Source organism: Actinophytocola sp. KF-1 (genome assembly GCF_054661535.1).
The window spans coordinates 558,104-575,792 of record NZ_BAAFVK010000005.1 but is presented as its reverse complement, the minus strand read 5'-3'; the positions used below and the strand labels follow the sequence as shown (position 1 = coordinate 575,792).

21 protein-coding genes are annotated in these 17,689 nt (G+C 72.7%); 9 read left to right on the top strand and 12 right to left on the bottom strand.

Features of this window, described 5'->3' with window-relative positions; all coding sequences use genetic code 11:
- Nucleotides 1–51: 51 nt before the first annotated feature.
- The 4 genes from ACYQ77_RS18465 to ACYQ77_RS18450 all read right to left on the bottom strand — a co-directional run bounded on the left by ACYQ77_RS18465 (nucleotide 52) and on the right by ACYQ77_RS18450 (nucleotide 3,241).
- Complete coding sequence (locus ACYQ77_RS18465; protein ID WP_459712882.1) at nucleotides 52–1,611, bottom strand: MFS transporter; 1,560 nt, start codon at nucleotides 1,609–1,611, stop codon at nucleotides 52–54.
- A gap of 630 nt (nucleotides 1,612–2,241) precedes the next feature.
- Entirely contained in the window at nucleotides 2,242–2,421 is a 180-nt protein-coding gene (locus ACYQ77_RS18460) for a hypothetical protein (protein ID WP_459712880.1), read from the bottom strand.
- 103 nt (nucleotides 2,422–2,524) lie between these two features.
- The gene (locus ACYQ77_RS18455) at nucleotides 2,525–3,094 is read right to left on the bottom strand and encodes a hypothetical protein (RefSeq protein WP_459712879.1); all 570 of its coding nucleotides are present in this window, start codon (nucleotides 3,092–3,094) and stop codon (nucleotides 2,525–2,527) included.
- 24 nt (nucleotides 3,095–3,118) lie between these two features.
- Complete coding sequence (locus ACYQ77_RS18450; protein WP_459712877.1) at nucleotides 3,119–3,241, bottom strand: hypothetical protein; 123 nt, start codon at nucleotides 3,239–3,241, stop codon at nucleotides 3,119–3,121.
- A gap of 358 nt (nucleotides 3,242–3,599) precedes the next feature.
- Here ACYQ77_RS18450 and ACYQ77_RS18445 point away from each other — a divergent pair, with 358 nt between their 5' ends.
- On the top strand, nucleotides 3,600–4,364 hold the full coding sequence (locus tag ACYQ77_RS18445) for a class I SAM-dependent methyltransferase (protein WP_459712875.1): 765 nt from the start codon (nucleotides 3,600–3,602) through the stop codon (nucleotides 4,362–4,364).
- A gap of 38 nt (nucleotides 4,365–4,402) precedes the next feature.
- On the opposite strand, the gene ACYQ77_RS18440 is transcribed toward ACYQ77_RS18445, so the two are convergent.
- Nucleotides 4,403–5,230, bottom strand: a complete 828-nt coding sequence (locus tag ACYQ77_RS18440; RefSeq protein WP_459712873.1) for a DUF4097 family beta strand repeat-containing protein — start codon at nucleotides 5,228–5,230, stop codon at nucleotides 4,403–4,405.
- 101 nt (nucleotides 5,231–5,331) lie between these two features.
- The gene (locus ACYQ77_RS18435; protein WP_459712871.1) at nucleotides 5,332–5,910 is read right to left on the bottom strand and encodes a dihydrofolate reductase family protein; all 579 of its coding nucleotides are present in this window, start codon (nucleotides 5,908–5,910) and stop codon (nucleotides 5,332–5,334) included.
- A 93-nt stretch (nucleotides 5,911–6,003) separates the two neighbouring features.
- Here ACYQ77_RS18435 and ACYQ77_RS18430 point away from each other — a divergent pair, with 93 nt between their 5' ends.
- The 4 genes from ACYQ77_RS18430 (at nucleotide 6,004) to ACYQ77_RS18415 (ending at nucleotide 8,623) form a co-directional block, all read left to right on the top strand.
- Nucleotides 6,004–6,537: an RBBP9/YdeN family alpha/beta hydrolase gene (locus tag ACYQ77_RS18430; RefSeq protein WP_459712869.1), complete on the top strand. Its 534-nt coding sequence runs from the start codon at nucleotides 6,004–6,006 to the stop codon at nucleotides 6,535–6,537.
- Nucleotides 6,538–6,691: 154 nt separating this feature from the next.
- Entirely contained in the window at nucleotides 6,692–7,255 is a 564-nt protein-coding gene (locus ACYQ77_RS18425; protein WP_459712867.1) for a dihydrofolate reductase family protein, read from the top strand.
- 84 nt (nucleotides 7,256–7,339) lie between these two features.
- Nucleotides 7,340–8,191, top strand: coding sequence for a helix-turn-helix transcriptional regulator (locus ACYQ77_RS18420; RefSeq protein ID WP_459712864.1), 852 nt, complete (start codon nucleotides 7,340–7,342; stop codon nucleotides 8,189–8,191).
- A gap of 21 nt (nucleotides 8,192–8,212) precedes the next feature.
- The gene (locus tag ACYQ77_RS18415) at nucleotides 8,213–8,623 is read left to right on the top strand and encodes a DUF6924 domain-containing protein (RefSeq protein WP_459712862.1); all 411 of its coding nucleotides are present in this window, start codon (nucleotides 8,213–8,215) and stop codon (nucleotides 8,621–8,623) included.
- A 5-nt stretch (nucleotides 8,624–8,628) separates the two neighbouring features.
- Here ACYQ77_RS18415 and ACYQ77_RS18410 read toward each other — a convergent pair whose 3' ends face one another.
- Both ACYQ77_RS18410 and ACYQ77_RS18405 read right to left on the bottom strand, forming a co-directional pair.
- Entirely contained in the window at nucleotides 8,629–9,471 is an 843-nt protein-coding gene (locus tag ACYQ77_RS18410) for an NAD(P)-dependent oxidoreductase (RefSeq protein WP_459712860.1), read from the bottom strand.
- A gap of 119 nt (nucleotides 9,472–9,590) precedes the next feature.
- Nucleotides 9,591–10,181, bottom strand: coding sequence for a TetR/AcrR family transcriptional regulator (locus ACYQ77_RS18405; RefSeq protein ID WP_459712858.1), 591 nt, complete (start codon nucleotides 10,179–10,181; stop codon nucleotides 9,591–9,593).
- Nucleotides 10,182–10,229: 48 nt separating this feature from the next.
- Between ACYQ77_RS18405 and ACYQ77_RS18400 the strand changes: the two genes are divergently transcribed.
- The gene (locus tag ACYQ77_RS18400; RefSeq protein ID WP_459712856.1) at nucleotides 10,230–11,723 is read left to right on the top strand and encodes an FAD-dependent monooxygenase; all 1,494 of its coding nucleotides are present in this window, start codon (nucleotides 10,230–10,232) and stop codon (nucleotides 11,721–11,723) included.
- Here the strand turns inward: ACYQ77_RS18400 and ACYQ77_RS18395 are convergent.
- The gene (locus ACYQ77_RS18395; protein WP_459712854.1) at nucleotides 11,710–12,741 is read right to left on the bottom strand and encodes a zinc-dependent alcohol dehydrogenase family protein; all 1,032 of its coding nucleotides are present in this window, start codon (nucleotides 12,739–12,741) and stop codon (nucleotides 11,710–11,712) included. The two genes, ACYQ77_RS18400 and ACYQ77_RS18395, sit on opposite strands and share 14 nt — an antisense overlap.
- A gap of 98 nt (nucleotides 12,742–12,839) precedes the next feature.
- Between ACYQ77_RS18395 and ACYQ77_RS18390 the strand changes: the two genes are divergently transcribed.
- The gene (locus ACYQ77_RS18390; RefSeq protein ID WP_459712851.1) at nucleotides 12,840–13,943 is read left to right on the top strand and encodes a damage-control phosphatase ARMT1 family protein; all 1,104 of its coding nucleotides are present in this window, start codon (nucleotides 12,840–12,842) and stop codon (nucleotides 13,941–13,943) included.
- Here ACYQ77_RS18390 and ACYQ77_RS18385 read toward each other — a convergent pair whose 3' ends face one another.
- Together ACYQ77_RS18385 and ACYQ77_RS18380 are read right to left on the bottom strand one after the other, a co-directional pair.
- On the bottom strand, nucleotides 13,944–14,453 hold the full coding sequence (locus ACYQ77_RS18385) for a PadR family transcriptional regulator (protein WP_459712849.1): 510 nt from the start codon (nucleotides 14,451–14,453) through the stop codon (nucleotides 13,944–13,946).
- A gap of 33 nt (nucleotides 14,454–14,486) precedes the next feature.
- A complete protein-coding gene (locus tag ACYQ77_RS18380) occupies nucleotides 14,487–14,687 on the bottom strand; it encodes a hypothetical protein (RefSeq protein ID WP_459712847.1) in 201 nt (66 codons plus the stop codon).
- A gap of 61 nt (nucleotides 14,688–14,748) precedes the next feature.
- Between ACYQ77_RS18380 and ACYQ77_RS18375 the strand changes: the two genes are divergently transcribed.
- Both ACYQ77_RS18375 and ACYQ77_RS18370 read left to right on the top strand, forming a co-directional pair.
- Complete coding sequence (locus ACYQ77_RS18375) at nucleotides 14,749–15,366, top strand: HAD family hydrolase (protein WP_459712846.1); 618 nt, start codon at nucleotides 14,749–14,751, stop codon at nucleotides 15,364–15,366.
- Between the two features lie 37 nt (nucleotides 15,367–15,403).
- A complete protein-coding gene (locus tag ACYQ77_RS18370; RefSeq protein ID WP_459712844.1) occupies nucleotides 15,404–16,045 on the top strand; it encodes a DJ-1/PfpI family protein in 642 nt (213 codons plus the stop codon).
- On the opposite strand, the gene ACYQ77_RS18365 is transcribed toward ACYQ77_RS18370, so the two are convergent.
- On the bottom strand, nucleotides 15,989–16,954 hold the full coding sequence (locus ACYQ77_RS18365; RefSeq protein ID WP_459712841.1) for a DUF1295 domain-containing protein: 966 nt from the start codon (nucleotides 16,952–16,954) through the stop codon (nucleotides 15,989–15,991). The genes ACYQ77_RS18370 and ACYQ77_RS18365 overlap by 57 nt on opposite strands.
- Nucleotides 16,955–17,689: the final 735 nt, after the last annotated feature.

Below are 17,689 nucleotides of genomic sequence, written 5' to 3'. Positions count from 1 at the left end.
CCTGCACGAAACCACCAACTCGGGGTGCCTGCGAGCGTGACTCGCGAGGTGTCAGGCGACCAGGGCGGGCTCCGGTGCCGCCTCGGGCGTCGTCTCGGGCCGCGGGGTGCCGGACTTGCGCAGGACGATCATGCCGATCACCGCGAACGCCACCACGACGATCCCGCCGATCGTCGCGACCGTGTGCAGGCCGCTGGTGAACGCCTCGCGTGCCGAGTCGAGCAGCTCCGCGGCGGCCCGCTGGTCCATACCGGCGGCCGCGGTGGTGGCGCCGGCCAGGCTCTCGCTCGCCTCGGCGGCGGGGCCGGCAGGCAGGTTCGCGGGCAGGGTCAGCCCGTCGCGGTACACGGCGGTGCCGATGCTGCCGAACAACGCGATGCCCATGGCGATGCCGAACTCGCCGGTGGTCTCCGACATGGCGGACGCGGCCCCGGCGCGGCGGGCGGGCACCGACCCGATGACCATCTCGGTGCACAGGACGCCCTGCGGCCCCATCCCGAACGACGCGATCGACATGCCGAGCACGACCAGCACGACCCCGTCGACCCCGGCCTGCGTGAACAGCACGAACCCACCGGCGGCGACGATCATCCCGAAGCCGAGCACGAACTCGGGCCGGACGCGGCGGGCCAGCCGCGGCGCGATCAGCGACCCGGCGACCACGGCCAGCGCCTGCGGCACCAGCACCGCGCCGGCCTCGACCGCCGACAGCCCGGCGACGAGCTGCAGGTACTGGCTGACCAGCAGGAACACGCCACCCATGATCAGCGCGCCGACGGACATGATGCTCAGCGCGGCCGTGAACTTCCGGTTCCGGAACAGGCTCAGATCCAGCATCGGGTCGGCCAGCGCCCGCTGCCGCCGCACGAACGCGACACCGACGGCCAGCCCGGCACCCAGCACCAGCAGCGTGCCGGCGGACACCCCGTCCTTGGCGAACTCCTTCAGCGCGAACACGACGGGCAGGACGGCACCGAGCGAGAGGACGACGCTGACGAGGTCCAGGCGGCCTGCCTGCTCGTCGCGGTACTCGGGCAGCAGCTTGGGGGCGGTGGCGAGCAGCAGCAGCATGACCGGCACCGCGAGCAGGAAGACAGCACCCCACCAGGCGATTTCCAGCAGGAGACCACCGACGAGCGGGCCGATCACCATGCCACCCATGAAGCAGCTCATCCAGACGGCGATCGCCACCCCGCGCTGACGCGCGTCGGTGAACATGTTGCTGATCAGCGCGAGGGTCGACGGCATGAGCGTGGCCCCGGCGATCCCGAGCACGGCCCGCGCCGCGATCAGCATTTCCGGACTGGTGGAGAACGCCGCGAGGATCGACGCCAGCCCGAACGCGCTGCCGCCGAACATCAACAGCTTCCGCCGCCCGATCCGGTCACCGAGCGTGCCCATGGTGACCAGGAACCCGGCGACCATGAACCCGTAGATGTCGATGATCCACAGCAGCTCGGTGCTGCTGGGCCGCAGATCAGCGGCGAGGTGCGGCACCGCGAGGTGCAACACGCTCATGTCCAGCGAGAGCAGCAACGTCGGCAGCGCGAGCACCGCCAGCCCGATCCACTCCCGCCGCCCCGCCAGTGTGGTGGTGCCCGTGTCGTTCATGATCCCTGCTCCGTGTCCTTCGTGGTGGCTTCTCACCAACACGTCGAACCTGGGAACGCGATCTCGACATCAGGCCCGGATCTTTTTCGGACGAGTTTCGCCGGGCGGGGCTGGGTGGTGTGTGTGGGCAGGTCAGCGGCGGTTGGGGGCGAGCAGCGCCCGCACTCAGGAGGCGCCTGCAGCCAAGCGACGCCTGCATCCAAGCGGCGCCTGCTCCCAGGCAGCGTCCGCACCCAGCGGCGCCTGCACCCAAGTAGCGCCCGCACTCAAGCGGCGCCTGCACTCAGGCGGCGTCCGCACCCAGCGGCGCCTGCATTCAGGCAGCGCTCGCACCCAGCGGCGCCTGCATTCAGGCAGCGCTCGCACCCAAGCGATGCCCGCTCCCAGGCAGCGCCCGCTCCCAGACAGCGCCCGCACTCAAGCGGGCCAGCGCCTCAAGCAGTGCCCGCACTCAAACAGGCCAGCACCTCAAGCAGTGCCCGCACCGAAGCGGGCAGCGCCTCAAGCAGCGCAAACGCCAACCCTAGCCAAGGTCGGCAAGATCAACCGCGGCCTCCGGCCCCCCGGAATCCAGCCTACAAGCCACCACCGACAAAACCGGGCGAACCATCCACAGCCCGGCGGAACCCGTCAGTCGGTACCCCGGACGATGACGGTGTCCTCGTCCTGCGGATCGGCCACCGGCGCCTGGTCCTCGACGGGAGTGACCTGCCAGCGCACGGAACGACCGCCGATCGTCGTCGGTTTGCGTTGTTGTTCGCGTTCCCATCCGATGCCGGGGCATGCTGCCCGGAACTGGTTTCTGCGCACAGTGCTCTCCTGTCCGTGCGGTACAACACCGAAGTGTCCGGAGGGTAGGCAGCTTCGCACGAGATATGCCGGTGAATCACTCGAAATTCGCTGAGTGACCAGCTCATTCCGGTAACGCGCGCCCTCGCGTCTCCGGGCAGAACGGCACCACCAGCATGCCGGCCACGTAGATGAGGCCCAGCACCGTCGCGGCCGTGCTGTAGCCGCCGAACGTCGCGATGATCGTGCCCGCCAGGAGCGGGCCGAGGAACGCGGCGAACCGCGCCGCTTTGAACACCACTCGGAACCGAGCGTGACCCCCGTCAGCAGCCGCAGCACCAGGAACGACTCCCAGTTCCACGCGAACGCGGACAGCCCGGTGAAGATCGAGTACAGCGTGATCGACAGCAGCAGCACGCGCCTGCGCCCGAGGTAGTCCGCCGACGACACCGCCGACGATCCCGCCCACACCCCACCCGAGCAGCGTCATCGCGTCCGCGCCGCCGAACCACAGCCCGATCGCGAACGCGGCGGCGGCCTCCAGCAGCGCGGCGCGCTCCGGGCCACCGCCGTCGACCGGCGTGCACCCCAGGTCGGTGACCAGCGGCCGCATGGTCGCCACGTCGCCGGCCGGCCCGCACAGCGGCACGGACAGGGTCCGCCCGCCGAAGGTCCGCGACGGCAGCCGCCACACGCTCTCGTGGCAGGTTGAACCCCTTCACCACGGCCAGATCCGGGCGTACGGGTGGCCGACGCCGAAACCGGGCGTCACCTCGTTCGTGCAGTCGACCACCGTCGCGCCCGGCGGCACGTGCGCCAGCACCTCCACCGCGGCGGGCACCGCCAGCACCACGGCCGGTCCGAACTTTCCCCAGCCTCCGCAAGGGAAACCGGTCCCCGCCGCCCGCCGGTCAGCACCTCGTGCCCCTCGCCATGTTGCCTGTGCCCAAGATCCCGATTCGCATCCGTCCTCCTTCTGTTAGGAAGGACGGTGGAAGCGCTGATGCCTACCGATCGGTGAGTGACATGGAGTTCCTGGCCGACTGCCGTGCCCGCATGGCACTGGACCTGCTCGCCACACGTGGCACGGGGTGGTGCTGTGGGCGTTGCGGCACGGGCCCGAGCGGCTGCCCGGCCTCCTCGAAGCGCTGGGCGCAACACCACGGTGACGCGGTGATGGCCGCGCAGGGGCGTGTGCCGTGACCGTCGACTTCGGACCCACCGCCGCCGACTACGCCCGCTACCGGGCCGGGTTCCCGCCCGAGTTCTTCGACCGCCTCACCGCGCTCGGCGTCGGCCTGCCCGGTCAGCGGATCGCCGACCTCGGCACCGGCACGGGCGTGCTGGCGCGGGAGCTCGCGGCCGCCGGGTGCGTGGTGACCGGCGTGGACGTCGCGCCGGAACTGCTCGACCAGGCCCGCGCGCTGGACGCGGAAGCGGGCGTCGACGTGGCCTACCGGGTGGCGCCCGCGGAGAACACGGGCCTGCCGGCCGGGGCGTGGGACGTGGTCACGGCCGCGCACTGCTGGCACTGGTTCGACGCGCCACGCGCGGCCGAGGAGGTGCGCAGGCTGCTGGTGCCGGGCGGCACGGTCGTGCTGTGCAGCCGCGACTACGTGCTCGCGCCGGGCAACGTGTGCGCGGCGAGCGAGGAGCTGGTCCTCGAGTACAACCCGGGCTGGCCGATGGCGGGCAGCCCGGGCACGCACGAGGAGTGGGCGGCGGACCTCACCGGCTTCACCGGGTTGCGGACGTTCACGTTCGACGTCGACGTCCCGTACACGCACGAGGCGTGGCGCGGCCGGATGCGCAGCTCGAACGGCGTCGGCGCCAGCCTCCCCGCCGACCGGGTGGCGGCGTTCGACGAGGACCTGGCACGGGTGCTGCGCGAGCGGTTCCCGGCCGACCCGATGCCGGTGCCGCACCGCGTGTTCGCGATGGTGGCGCAGACGCCGGAAGACTGACCGCGGCGGCGCCGGGGTGCGCCACCGCGGTCAGCCGGTCACACGGCCGCGGGCTGGATGACGATGTCGTCGCGCCGGGTGCGGGCGTGGATGGTGACCGTGTTCTCGGCCCGCGCAGGCGCGGGCAGCGAGTTGCGGACGGTCCCCTTCGTGCTGTCGGCGTCCACCGAGGCGGCGGTGGTGTCGCCGACCCCGACCTCGATGCCGCCCGCGGCGTTCACCAGCTCGGCGTGACCGCGGGTCATCCGGCCGACCCGGATGGGGCAGTGCGCGGCCTTGGCGGTGACGTTGCCGTCGGCCCGGTCGATGTCGAGGCGGCCGCCGGACCCACCCAGCTCGACGTCGGCCATGGCGTGGCCGATCCGGACCGCGCCGGTCGAGCCCTGGTACCGGACGGTGCCCTCGGCGGTGCCGATCCGCAGTGCGGCCGTGCCGCCGTCGATGTCGGCGGCGCCGGTGACGTGCCGGACGGCGACGTCCCCGGCCGCGAGGTTCGCCCGCAGCGCGCCGATCCGGTCGAGGTGCACGCTGCCCGACCCGAGGTGCAGCTCGCAGTCGCCGAGCGGGCCGCTGACGTCGACGTCCGTCCACGCCGTGTGCAGGACCAGGCCGGACCCGGCGGGCAGCTCGACCGTGATGGCGACCGACCCCTTCTTGTCGCCCGGCTTGGTGGTCGTGATCGACAGCACGCCGTCGGTGAGGGCGACCTCGGTGCGCTCGGCGACCTTCACGTCGGACTTGCTGGTGCCGTCGAGGGGCTCGACCAGCACCACGGCGTCCGGCCGCGCGCTCGCGGTGACGCGGACCCGGGCGCCGGCGGTGGTGACGGCGGCGGTGATCGGCCCGGAGGTGGCGAAAGCAGGCATGTCAGTCTCCCCTTGCGGTGGTGTTCCTGTGTGGTGGGACCACCATCGCGACCCGCGCTGCCACGCCCCCGCCACACCGCTGACACGCCCGCTGACACGGGTCAGCGGTGCGGTGCCGGCCGGTAGACGAGCACCTGGGTGGCGCCGTCGACCGTCCTGGCTTCGAGCAGCTCGAGGTCGAAGTCGTCGGCGCCGCCGAAGACCGGGGACACGCCGGTCCGGCCGCTGATCACGGGGAAGAGCGTCACCTCGACGCGGTCGACCAGGCCCGCGGCCATCAGCGCCCGGTTCAGCGACAGGCTGCCGTGCGAGCGCAGCGGCACGTCGGACTCCGCCTTGAGCCGGGCGACGACGTCGACGGCGTCGCCGCTGACGACGGTCGCGTCCGGCCAGTCGAACGGGCCGCGCAGCGTGGACGACACCACGGTGGCGGGCAGGTCCCGCATCCGGGTGACCCACGCGTCGAGGGCGCCGGCCGCCACGGTGTCCGGCGTCAGCATCCGGGTGTTCGCCGAGAACGTGGTGGCCCCGAAGACCATCCGCTGCTCCTGGGCGTACAGGTCGCGGCGGTGCGCGAGCAGTTCGGGGCCCTGCTTGCCCCAGTAGCCGCCCCAGTCGCCGCGGTGGGAGCCGAAGCCGTCGAGGGTGGTGAAGACGTCGAAGGTGTAGGTAGCGGTCACGGTGTGCTCCTCGGGTGGTGGACCGGGCCGTCGCCGGTCCCTCACCTCCGCTACGAACGGGCGGGGCGCGATTCGACAGCTACTGTCTCCGGCATGGCGAACATGATCGTCGTGCCGGGGCTGGGCGGGTCCGGGCCGGATCACTGGCAGTCCCGGTGGCTGCGGGAGCGGCCGGGTGCCGTCCGGGTCGAGCAGCGGGACTGGGACCAGCCGGACCGCGACGAGTGGGTCGCCGCACTGGACGAGACCGTGCGGCGGGCGACGGGACCGGTCGTGCTCGTCGCCCACAGCCTCGGCTGCCACACCGTCGCCCACTGGGCACCCCGCGCCGACGGCCGCGTCCGCGCGGCGCTGTTGGTGGCGCCACCCGACATCGCTGCCTCGGCGGCCCGCGGCGCACCGATCGGCGGCTTCGGACCGCCCGCGACGGCCCCGTTGCCGTTCCCGGCCGTCCTGGCGGCGAGTCGCACCGACCCGTGGGCGGACCTCGACGTGTGCCGCGCCCTCGCCGAGCAGTGGGGCGCCCGGTTCGTCGACCTCGGCGACGCGGGCCACGTCAACGTCGACGCGGGTTTCGGCCCGTGGCCGCGGGGTGCGGAACTGCTCCGGGACCTCCTCGCCGACTGAGGCGGCTGACGGCGCGGCCCGGATCGCGGTACCGCGCTGATCGACGAGTGCCTGACCTCGACTGTGCCGTAGGTCACAGTAGAGCCTGTCGAAGCTCGGCACGTGGCTCCGTCCCCGGGGTGTCATCGCACACCGGCTGTCCGAGGAGGAGACCGTGCGCAAGCTCGTGGTTCAGCAGTGGGTCACCGTCGACAACATCGCCGCCGAGGAGGACGGCGGGCTCGGCTTCGTGCCGGGGGAGCCGTTCTCCGAGCGGACCGACCCGGCGTTCAAGGCGAGCGTCATGGGGCTCATCGACTCGGTCGACACGCTCGTCCTCGGCGCGCACACCTACGCGCAGACCAGGGACTACTGGCCGTACGCCGAGGAGCAGGGCGAGTACGGCCGGAAGCTCAACGACCTCACCAAGTTCGTCGCCTCGTCGAAGCTCGACGACGCGCCGTGGGGCGACTTCCCCGCCGCGACCGTCACGCGCGACCCGGTCGCCACCGTCCGGGAACTCAAGGCGCAGGACGGCAAGGACATCTGGCTGTGGGGGAGCCTGACACTCATGCGGGCCCTGCTGGCGGCCGGCGTCGTCGACGAGGTGCGGATGCTGGTCTGCCCGGTGTCGCGCGGCAGGGGCACCCGCCTCTTCGCGGACCGGCGCGCCATGGAGCTGGTCGAGGCCACCGGTTTCACCAACGGTGTCGTGCTGCTGCGTTACGCGATCCGGTGACCACGAAAGGGGGGATCGGCGATCCCAGGCAGCCGTCGTCCGGCGACGGCAGACTGAACGGCGCTGGACCAGGAGGGAGCAGCCGTGATCGATCGAGCCGGGCTCGCCGGGTTCCTGCGCAGCCGCCGGGAGTCGCTCCAGCCGGAGGACGTCGGTCTCCCGCGCGGGCACCGGCGCAGGACCGCGGGGCTGCGCCGCGAGGAGGTGGCCGTGCTGTGCCACATCTCCACCGACTACTACAGCAGGCTCGAGCGGGAACGCGGCCCGCACCCGTCGGAGAGCATGATCGCCTCGATCGCGCAGGGCCTGCACCTGTCGCTGGACGAACGCGACCACCTGTTCCGCCTCGCCGGGCACCACCCGCCCGCGCGGGGCGCGACCAGCGAGCACATCAGCCCCGGCATGCTCCGGATCTTCGACCGGCTCACCGACACCCCCGCGGAGATCGTCACCGAACTCGGCGAGACGCTCCGGCAGACCCCGCTCGGCGTCGCCCTCACCGGCGACACCACCCGGTACACCGGCCCGGCCCGCAGCATCGGCTACCGCTGGTTCACCGACCCGGCGACGCGCGCCCGGTACCACCCGGACGACCACGGGCTGCACTCACGCGTGTTCGTCGCCGGGCTGCGGAAGATGGTCACGCTCCGCGGCCCCGGCTCCCGGGCGGCCCGGCTGCTGGACCTCCTGCTCGACGACTGCGCCGAGTTCCGCGCCATCTGGCAGGAACACGAGATCGGTGTGCACCACGACGGGGTCAAGCGGTACGTGCACCCCGAGGTGGGCCACCTGGAGGTCACGTGCCAGACGCTGCTCGACCCGGACCAGTCGCACATGCTGCTCGTCTACACCGCGGTGCCGGGCAGCGAGAGCCACGAGAAGCTGCGGCTCCTCTCCGTCCTCGGACCGCGGCACAGCGAGCGGACGGTCCGGTGAGCGCGCCGATATCGTCGCGGCATGACCGAGCTGCCGAACGTTTCCGTCCTGGTCCGCACGTGGTTCGGTGACGACGCGGCGTGGGACGCCCTGCTGTCGGAAGTCCGGACGCCCAGCGCGGACGGCTTCCTGGCAGGCGTCACCCCGGTGGACGACCCGGTGTTCGCGGGGCTGGGCGTCGACGCGCTGACGGCGAAGCAGCAGACCGGGCCGCTCGTGTCCTTCCTCGCCGACGAAGCGACCCTCACGCGCGCCGAGCACCCGATCCTCGCGGTGTGGGTGCACGGTGCGGGTGCCCGGCACGAGCACCCGCCGTTCCGGGTGGTGCCCGCCGCGTTGTGGAGCGTCGAGAACAACATCAACCTGGGGAACATGGACTGGTCGGACTTCACCGCCGCCGCGGGCGAGGACGGTGTGTTCCGCGGTTTCTGACGTCCTCACCCGATGGTGGCGGTCAGGCCCTCGTCGTCGTGGCCGTCCGCGATCAGGGCCTTGATCCGCGCCGCCACCTCGGGCAGGCCGCCCGCGCCGACGGGACTGTCCGCCCGCGCGTCGATGAGGTGGCCGACGACCGTCAGGTGCTCGGCCAGGGTCGCCGGGCCCGGTGGGTACGTGGCCTGCCGCAGCTCCGCGACGGTGGCGGGCACCGCGGACAGCACGTGGCCGAGCTGGGTGCTCGCGGTGCCGGCGAACTCCGCCAGGTCGATGCCCGCCGCGCGCACCGCGTCGAGTGCCCGCAGCAGCCCCAGCTGCGCGTCGTACCAGAGGCCGAACAGCGTGAGGTCCCAGATCGCGGCCGCGTCCGGGGCCTCCCCGACGAAGCGGGGCGTGCCGAGCAGGTCCAACACCGCCCGGTGCCGGTCGAACGCGGACCGCGAGCCGCTGTAGCCGATCGTCGCGGTGCCGAGCGACTCGGGTGACGCCTGGACGCCCGCGTCGAGGTACTGTCCGCCCAGGTCCGCGACCTGCGCCGCGGTCTGCCGTGCCTGCTCGGCGGTGCCGGTGTACATCCCGACGACCGTCCGCCCGGACAGGTCCGCCTGCGCGAGGACCTGCCGCACCGCCGCGTGGTCCTTGAGGGTCACCAGGACCAGCGGACCGGCCGACACCGCCTCCTGGACCGACCCGACCCGCACCGCGCCCTCGGCGACCAGCCCGGCCGCGCGACCGGCGGTCCGGTTCCACACCGTCACGTCGTACCCGCCGCGCAGCAGCAGGCGCACCACCGCACTGCCGATCGCTCCCGTGCCGACGACCGTCACCGCTGAGTTCTCGCCCATGACGGGATCGTCGAACATCGACCAAGGTGGAGGTCAACCCGCCGCGGAAGCGCGGTGGACCAGCACGAACCGCGGGCCCGCCGCGACGGTGATGGAGCGGCGCCCGTCCCGCCTGAACGTCATGACCAACCGTCCGCCAGCCGGTCGAAGGCCGCCTCCAGGGCGGCGACGTACTCCGGCGTGACGTCCGCCGCCGGTTCGCCCGCGAGCACGCGCGCCGCGTGGGTGACGAACACCGCGCGGCAGGCCGCCATCACCACCGCCGCCGTCAGTGGCGGGTTCGGGTCGTCGCCGCGCTCGGCGATCAGGTCCGCCAGCAGCTCCGTGAACTCGTCGACCGCCTCCCGTGCCCGTGCGCGCAGCGCCGCGGATGCCAGCACCGTGCGCCAGAAGGCCCGGTAGCGGTCCGCCAGCCCGGCGATCGGGTGCCGGCGCCGCGCGAGATCGACCAGCAGGTCGCGCATCGCGGTCACCGGGTTTCCTCCGCCGCGTACCGCGTTCGTGATCAGCTCGGTGACCTGCGGGAAGCGGTCGAAGAACATGTCCTCCTTGCGCGGGAAGTAGTTGAAGACCGTCACCTTCGACACGTCCGCCGCCTCGGCGATCTCCGCGATCGTGACGTTGTCGAACCCGCGCGTCGCGAACAGGACCGTGGCCCGGTCGGCGATGCGCTGCCTCGTCTCGGCCTTCTTCCGCTCGCGCAGCGACATATCGGACAGTGTACTCGGCTAAATTTTGAGTCGAGTATAGTTTTTCGCATGGACCACGACGTGATCATCGCCGGCGGTGGGCCGGCCGGGCTGATGCTCGCCTGCGAGCTGCGGCTGCACGGGGTTTCGGTGGCCGTGCTGGAGCGGCGCACCGAACCCGACCTGACGATCAAGGCGGGCTCGGTCAACGTGCCGACCGCCGAGGCGTTCTACCGCCGGGGCCTGCTGCCCGCGTTCGCCGCGGCGCAGGAGGAGGCGATGGCCGCCTTCCGCGCGTTCATGAAGGACCGCGGCCCCGCCAAGCCGCCGCCGAAGTTCGCCGGGCACTTCGGCGCGCTGTGGCTGTCGGCGGACCTGTTCGACACCGCCGACCCCGACTTCGCGGGCAAGGGCCCGGCCGGCGACATCGGTTTCGTGTCACAGCAACAGGTCGAGGCCGTGCTGGCCGCGCGGGCCGCCGAGCTGGGGGTTGTGCTTCGTCGCGGGGTCGAGGTCACCGGATTCGACGCCGACGACAGCGGCGTCACCGTGCACGCGGGCACGGAACGCCTGCGCGCGGGCTGGCTCGTCGGCTGCGACGGCGGCCGCAGCACGGTCCGCAAGCTGGCCGGGTTCGCGTTCCCCGGCACCGGCCCGGAGATCACCGGGCACCAGGCGATCGTCACGATGACGGGTGCCGAGGACCTCGTCCGCGGCTGGCACATGACGGAGACGGGCGTCTACGCGTACGGCCCGCAGCCGGGCCGGATCCTCACCGTCGAGTTCGACGGCCCGCCCGCCGACCGGGACGCGCCGGTCACGGCGGCGGAGCTGACGGCGAGCATCCGCGTGGTGTCCGGCGTGGATGTCACGGTCACCGGCGTCGAGTCCGCGACCAGGTTCACCGACAACGCCCGGCAGGCCACCACGTACCGGCTCGGGCGCGTGCTGCTCGCGGGCGACGCCGCGCACGTGCACTCCCCGTTCGGCGGGCAGGGCCTCAACCTCGGCATCGGCGACGCGGTCAACCTGGGCTGGAAGCTGGCCGCCGTCGTGCGGGGCCGCGTGCCGGAGCGCCTGCTGAACACGTACACGGCCGAGCGTCACCCGATCGGTGCCTGGGTGCTGGGGTGGACCCGCGCGCAGATCGCGATCATGCGGCCCGACCCGTACGCCCGCGCGATCCGGGCCGTGGTCGGCGATCTCGTCGGCACGGTCACCGGCACGACGTACTTCGCGAAGAAGATCTCCGGGGTGTGGCAGCGCTACGACCTGCCCGGCGACCACCCGTGGGTCGGGGCGAGCGCGCCGGATCTCGCGTTCGCGGACGGCACCCGGCTCGCCGACCACCTCCACGACGGCACCGGCGTGCTGTTCGACCTCGGCGGCCTGCCCGAGGCGCCCGCCGGGGTGCGGGTCGTGCCCGCGAGCTGCCCGGACGAGCCGGAGCTGCCCGGGCTGCTCGTCCGGCCGGACGGGGTGGTGGCGTGGGCGGGTGGCGACGGCCTCGCCGAGGCGGCCGGCACCTGGTTCGGGGCGCCGGAGACCGTCAGAGCGCGATGACCGTCATGCCCGGCCCGGCGGGCGGCCGGTCCATCGCGGTGAGCGCGGCAGGCGCGTCGTCGAGGCCGATCACCGTGCTGACCAGCCTGCCGGGCCGCAGCGTCCCGTCGGCGACGAGCGCCAGCATGGGCGGGTAGTCGGCGGCGGCCATGCCGTGCGTGCCGTGGATCGCCAGCTCCTGCGCGACGACCACGTCCATGGGCAGCGGCGTCGGCCCGTCCAGCAGCAGCCCGGCCTGCACGTGCCTGCCGCGCCGCCGCAGGCTCCGCACCGACGCGGCCGCGGTGGCCCGCGAGCCGAGCGCGTCGACCGACACGGTCGCGCCGCCGCCCGTGCGGTCGCGGATCGTCGCCGCCGGGTCCGGGTCGGCGGTCGCGTCGACGACGTGGACCGCGCCGAGGTCGCGTGCCAGCGCGAGTGCCGATGGCGCGACGTCGACGGCGATCACCGACGCGCCCAGCGCCACCCCGATCTGCACGGCGGACAACCCGAGCCCGCCGCAGCCGTGGACGGCGAGCCAGTCGCCCTTCGCGAGGCGGCCGTGCGCGGTGAGCGCGCGGTAGGCGGTGGCGAACCGGCAGCCCAGCGACGCGGCGGTCACGAAGTCCACGGAGCCGGGCAGCGCCACCAGGTTCGTGTCCGCGGCGTGCACCACCACCCGCTCGGCGAACGAGCCGGGCCCGGTGAACCCCGGCTGTGTCTGGTGTGGACACACCTGCGCGTCGCCCGCGCGGCAGTACTCGCACACCCCGCACCCGCACACGAACGGCACCGTCACCCGGTCGCCGGGCCGCCACCGGCCGACCCCGGCGCCGACCGCCGCGACCACACCGGCGAACTCGTGGCCGGGCGTGTTCGGCAGCGGCACGGGGTCGTGCCCGCGCCACGCGTGCCAGTCCGAGCGGCACACCCCGGTCGCCCGCACCTCGACGACGACCCCGCCGTCGGGCGCGACCGGCTCGGGCACGGTGGTCACCACGGGGGGCTCCCCGTAGGCGGAGTAGACGACGGCACGCACCCGGTGATCGTAATGTCGTCGGCGTGGACGGCGGCGGGTGCTCGTCGACCGGGACCTGCCGATGAAGACGCGTACCCCGACCATGTGCGGAGGATGTTGTGACCAGCCCCGAGATCACCGGCAACCCGCCCGGCTCCTTCGCGTGGGGGGTGCTGCACGAACGCCACCCCAAGCTGATCGCGCAGGTCCGGGACGGGCTGCCGTACCCGCCGGCGACCGGCCGCGCGCTCGACGAGCTGGCCGACGAGATCACCGGCGTGATCCGCCCGTTGCCCGGCTGGCCGGAGTACGCGGGCCGCTCGTGGGACGACGTGCCGTTCCTCTGGGCGGAGAGCTGCTTCTACCGCAAGCTCCTCGACGCCGTCGGGTACTTCGCGCCGGGGCCGTGGCAGGGGGTCGACCCGTTCGAGCCGGTGAAGTCCGCCGAGCTGCGCGGTCCGGAGCTGGCCGACGACCTGGCCGCGTTCGCGGAGCACACCGACGACTCCACCGACGACTCCACCGTCGACTCGGCGTTGCTGACCGCCTCGTTGTGGGGCAACCGCGCGGACCTCGGGTTCCGGCTGTCGTCCGGGCAGGCGGACGGGGCCGGGGCGCTGCTGGTCGACGAGAGCCCGCTGCTGTGGTCCCTGCTCGACGGCGGCCCGGTCGTGATCGTGGCCGACAACTCGGCGCGCGAGCTGGTGCCGGACCTGCTGCTCGCCGACCGCCTCCTCGCCACCGGCCGCGCCTCGGCCGTCGTGCTGCACGTCAAGCCGTACCCGTACTACGTGTCCGACGCGCTGCTGTCGGACGTGGTCGCCGCGCTGCGCAGGCTCGCGGACAGCCCGGTCGCGGACGCCGGGCACCGGCTCGTGGCCGCCATGCGGGACGGTCGGCTCGACGTGCGGGCGCACCCGTTCTCGTGCGCGCCGTGGTCCTACCACCGCATGCCGGACGACCTGGCGGCCGACTTCGCGTCGGCGACCGTCACGATCATGAAGGGCGACCTGAACTACCGCCGTCTCGTCGGGGACCGCCGGTGGCCGCCGACGACGCCGTTCGCCGAGGTCACCGCGTACTTCCCGGGGCGGGTCGCGGCGCTGCGCACGATGAAGTGCGACGTCGCGGTCGGTATCCCCGCCGACGTGGTCGCCCGGCTCGACGCGTCGGGGGAGCGGTGGCGGTCGAACGGCGCGCACGCGGTGATCCACGTGCGGTGATCAGCGGGCCCGCTTGGCCCACTCCGCCCAGCCGGCCAGCGCCTCGTACAGCCGGACACCCGCTTCGGCGGCGACCCGCGTCGCGCGTGCCCTCGGGTCGTCGTCCCCGTCGGCGGCCTCCGCGTGGCCCCGGTACACGCGGGCGGTCTCCCGCCAGTGGGCGGCCTCGCGGTCGAGGTGGTCGGCCAGCTCCTCCGGTGACATCTGCCAGTAGAACAGCGACCGCAGCAGGGGTTCCAGGCGCACGGAGTGGTCGACGGGCTCCGTGACCAGCCAGCGGTGCAGCTCCGCGCGGCCCGCGTCGGTGATCCGGTACTCCTTGCGGCGCCGCGGCCCCTCCGCCTCCGCCGCGATGTAACCGTCGCCCGCCAGGCGGATCAGCTCGCCGTAGATCTGCGGGTGCTTGGCGGGCCAGATCGCGCCGGGCAACTCCTCGAAACGGCGTGCCAGGTCGTAGCCGCTCGCCGGTCCCTCGGCGAGGAGCCCGAGCAACCCGTGCCGCAACGACATGCCACCACCCCTTCCGATCAGGTCCGCCGGAGACTACCCGCGCGCGGCCGCCACGCGGCTGACCAGGTCGGCGTACTCCTCGGCCTGTGCCAACCGGACGAAGTGGGCCGACTCGTCTCGGTGAAGTCCCAGCAGGGGTGCTCGAACACCGCCGCGGTGACCCGGCGGGCGGCGCGGCCGGCTCGCCGCGGACGTCCACGAACAGCCTGCCGCCGGGGGGGCGACGTGGCTCATGCCGCGATCCTCCCAGCGCGGTGGGGATTCGCCTACGCTTGATGGAAAACCTGGGGGCACCATGCGAGTCGAGGAACTGCTGGCAGGCACCGACGACGTGGTCGTCGCGTTCGACGGGCCGGTCGCCGAGCTGCCGCCGGTGCCGGTCGCCGACCGGCTGCGGGTGCTGGTGGCGGAGGCGCCGCTGCCGAGGCGGGTGGCGCGGACCGGCGACCCGTTCGCCGTGCTCGCCCACGCGGCGACGATCGGTCCGGCCACCGCCCGTGCGGTGTACGCGCAGTTGTGCCGGGTGGAGTACGAGATGGTCGGCCAAGCGCGCCGCGCCGACGGGGTGGCCGAGGCGTTCGCCGCGCTGACCGCGGCGGGCACCCGGGTGACCGTCGTGAGCGGGTTGAGCGCGGAGGCGGTCCGCTCGTTCCTCGTCGTGCACGGGCTCGACGGGCACGTGCGGCATGTCGTGGCACGCAACGGTCCTGGTGACGACGCGGTGGGGGCGTTCCTCCGCGCGCGTGCGGACGCCGGGGCGTGCGTGTTCGTCGGCAGCACCCGTGCCGACCTCGCCGCCGCGCGTGCCGCCGGGATCACCGCCGTGCGGCACCGGCGCGCCGACGATCCTCCCGGCGCGGAGCCGAATCCCTGGTTTGGCGCCTTGTCCCAGCCGGTGCGCCGACTACTGTGATTCGTGGCGCGTCACGACGATCAGTGGAGAGGCCCGTATGCGGATCACGATCCTGCTCTTCGACCGGATGGCGGCGCTGGACGCCATCGGCCCGTACGAGGTGCTGCGGTATTCCGAGAACGCCGAGGTGGTGTTCGCGGGCAAGGAGAAGGGCGAGGTGCGGGCCGGCCAGGGCACGCTCGGCCTGATCGCGGACGCGGCGCTGGAGGACGTGCGGGAGACCGATGTCGTGCTGGTGCCGGGTGGGCCGGGGCAGGTGGACCTGATGACCGACGACGTGGTGCTGTCGTGGTTGCGGGAGATCGACAAGACCAGCACGTGGACCACGTCGGTGTGCACGGGGTCCCTCGTGCTGGCCGCCGCCGGGTTGCTGAAGGGCCGCAAGGCGACGACCCACTGGCTGGCGCAGGACCAGCTGCCCGGGTTCGGCGTGGAGCCGGTGGCGGAGCGGGTGGTCTTCGACGGCAAGTACGTGACCGCCGCCGGGGTGTCCGCCGGCATCGACATGGCGCTCACGCTCGTCGACCGGGTGGCCGGGAACATGGCGGCGCAGGCCATCCAGCTCGGACTGGAATATGACCCGCGCCCGCCCTACGACTCCGGTTCGCCCGCGAAGGCGCCGTCACCGATGGTCGCCTCCATGCGGGAGAACAGCCGCTTCTTCCTGCAGGAGATCTGAGGTCTTGCGCGGTCCGGGGAAGAAGCGGTTCACCTCGGCCTGGTACTGCCGGTAGCCGGGCCGCTTGAGCGCGCTGTAGTGCTCGGCGGGGACGGCGCCGGAGTAGTACACCATCACGGTGTAGATCGCCTTGACGAGGAACAGCAACCCGAACGCGGTGACGATCCAGGAGAACAGCGGGGACCGGTCCCAGAGCGCGATGACCGAGGGGACGGCGAGCAGGACCGCGGCACACCACTGGACCCACTGACCGAAGTAGTTGGGGTGCCTGCTGTACCGCCAGAGCCCGACGTCACACACGTCGCGGTTGTCGGTGCCGTACCCGCCGAGGAACCGTCCCTTTTGGACATCGGCGACGCTCTCGTACACGAACGCCGCGAGCCAGACGACGATCGCCGCGATCTCGACCGCGTTCAGCCCACCACGCGGGTTGGTGGCGATGACGATCGAGGGGAGCGCGAAGTAGGACATGTTCGCGGTGGCCTGGACGCTGATCTCGTACTGGAGGGAGAGGCGTTCGCTGCGCAGGCCAGCCTTCTCCCAGACCAGGCGCTGGTACTGGTAGCGGGGGAACTCTTCCTTCAGCCAGCCGGGTTTGACGACGAGGAAGCCCCAGTACATGAGCCGCGCCCCGACGATCGTGAACATGGCCGCCGCGGTGATCGTGAGCGCGGTCAGCTCCGCCGCGAAGACGAACGCCTGGATGCCGAGGGCCAGGATGCCGGCAGGCCACGCGAAGTCCACGTAGGACATACGGTTCGTGCGCCATGCCGGGATGCACGCCGACGGGATGAAGATCGCGGCCTGGATCGCCGTGTTCCAGAGGGCGAACTCCCGGGTGGCTGGGTTGGTGACGAGTGCGGCCAGGCAGATCAGGACTGACACGCACCACACGATCCGTTCACGCACGGTTGCCCTCCTCGTGCTCGTGTTCTTTCCCGGAGGGTAGGGACGCTGGTTTGCGCTTTGGTGGCGTTGTGCATGAGCGTGACCTGTGGATGACCGTTCCGGTTTTGTCGGTGGTGCTCGGTACGCTGGATGTCGGGGGCCGGAGGCCGTGGGGTGTGGATAACTCGGGCTGTGTTGGTCCTCGTTGTCGGTGGTGCTCGGTACGCTGGAGTTTGGGGGGCCGGAGGCCGGGGTTGATCTTGCTGGCCTGTGGTTGGGGTTGGCGTTTGCGCTGCTGTGGTTCGGGGTGCGTGTGCGGTGCGGCTTGGGCAGGTCCCGGGGTTTGCGTTCCGGGGTTTGCCGTTCCGTGGTGTTCGGTGGTGGCGGCGGATTGTGCGGGTGGCGCACTCACGCGTCAAGGGCGCCTTCGGCGTCCGGCTTCGCCGGATTGCTGCGCAACCCTTGACCCGCGAGCCTCCGTCACCCTAAGCCAGGCCCTGACGGGCAGGCTGGCGCCTGCCCGCCCCATTGCCCGCCACCACCACCGAACCTCTTCCGGGGTATCCCGCAGGTTCGGCTTCTCCACGGGATGGGTGTTGGCGCCTTTCGGCGCCGGGCGGCTTCGCCGCCCCTCTTGCTCGGGTGCGTGTTGGCGCCTTCGGCGCCGGGCAGCTTCGCCGCCCTCCGCCCGGGTGGGCTTTGGCACCCTCGGTGCCGGGCGGTTTCGCCGCCCCTCTCGCTCGGCCGGGTGTTGGC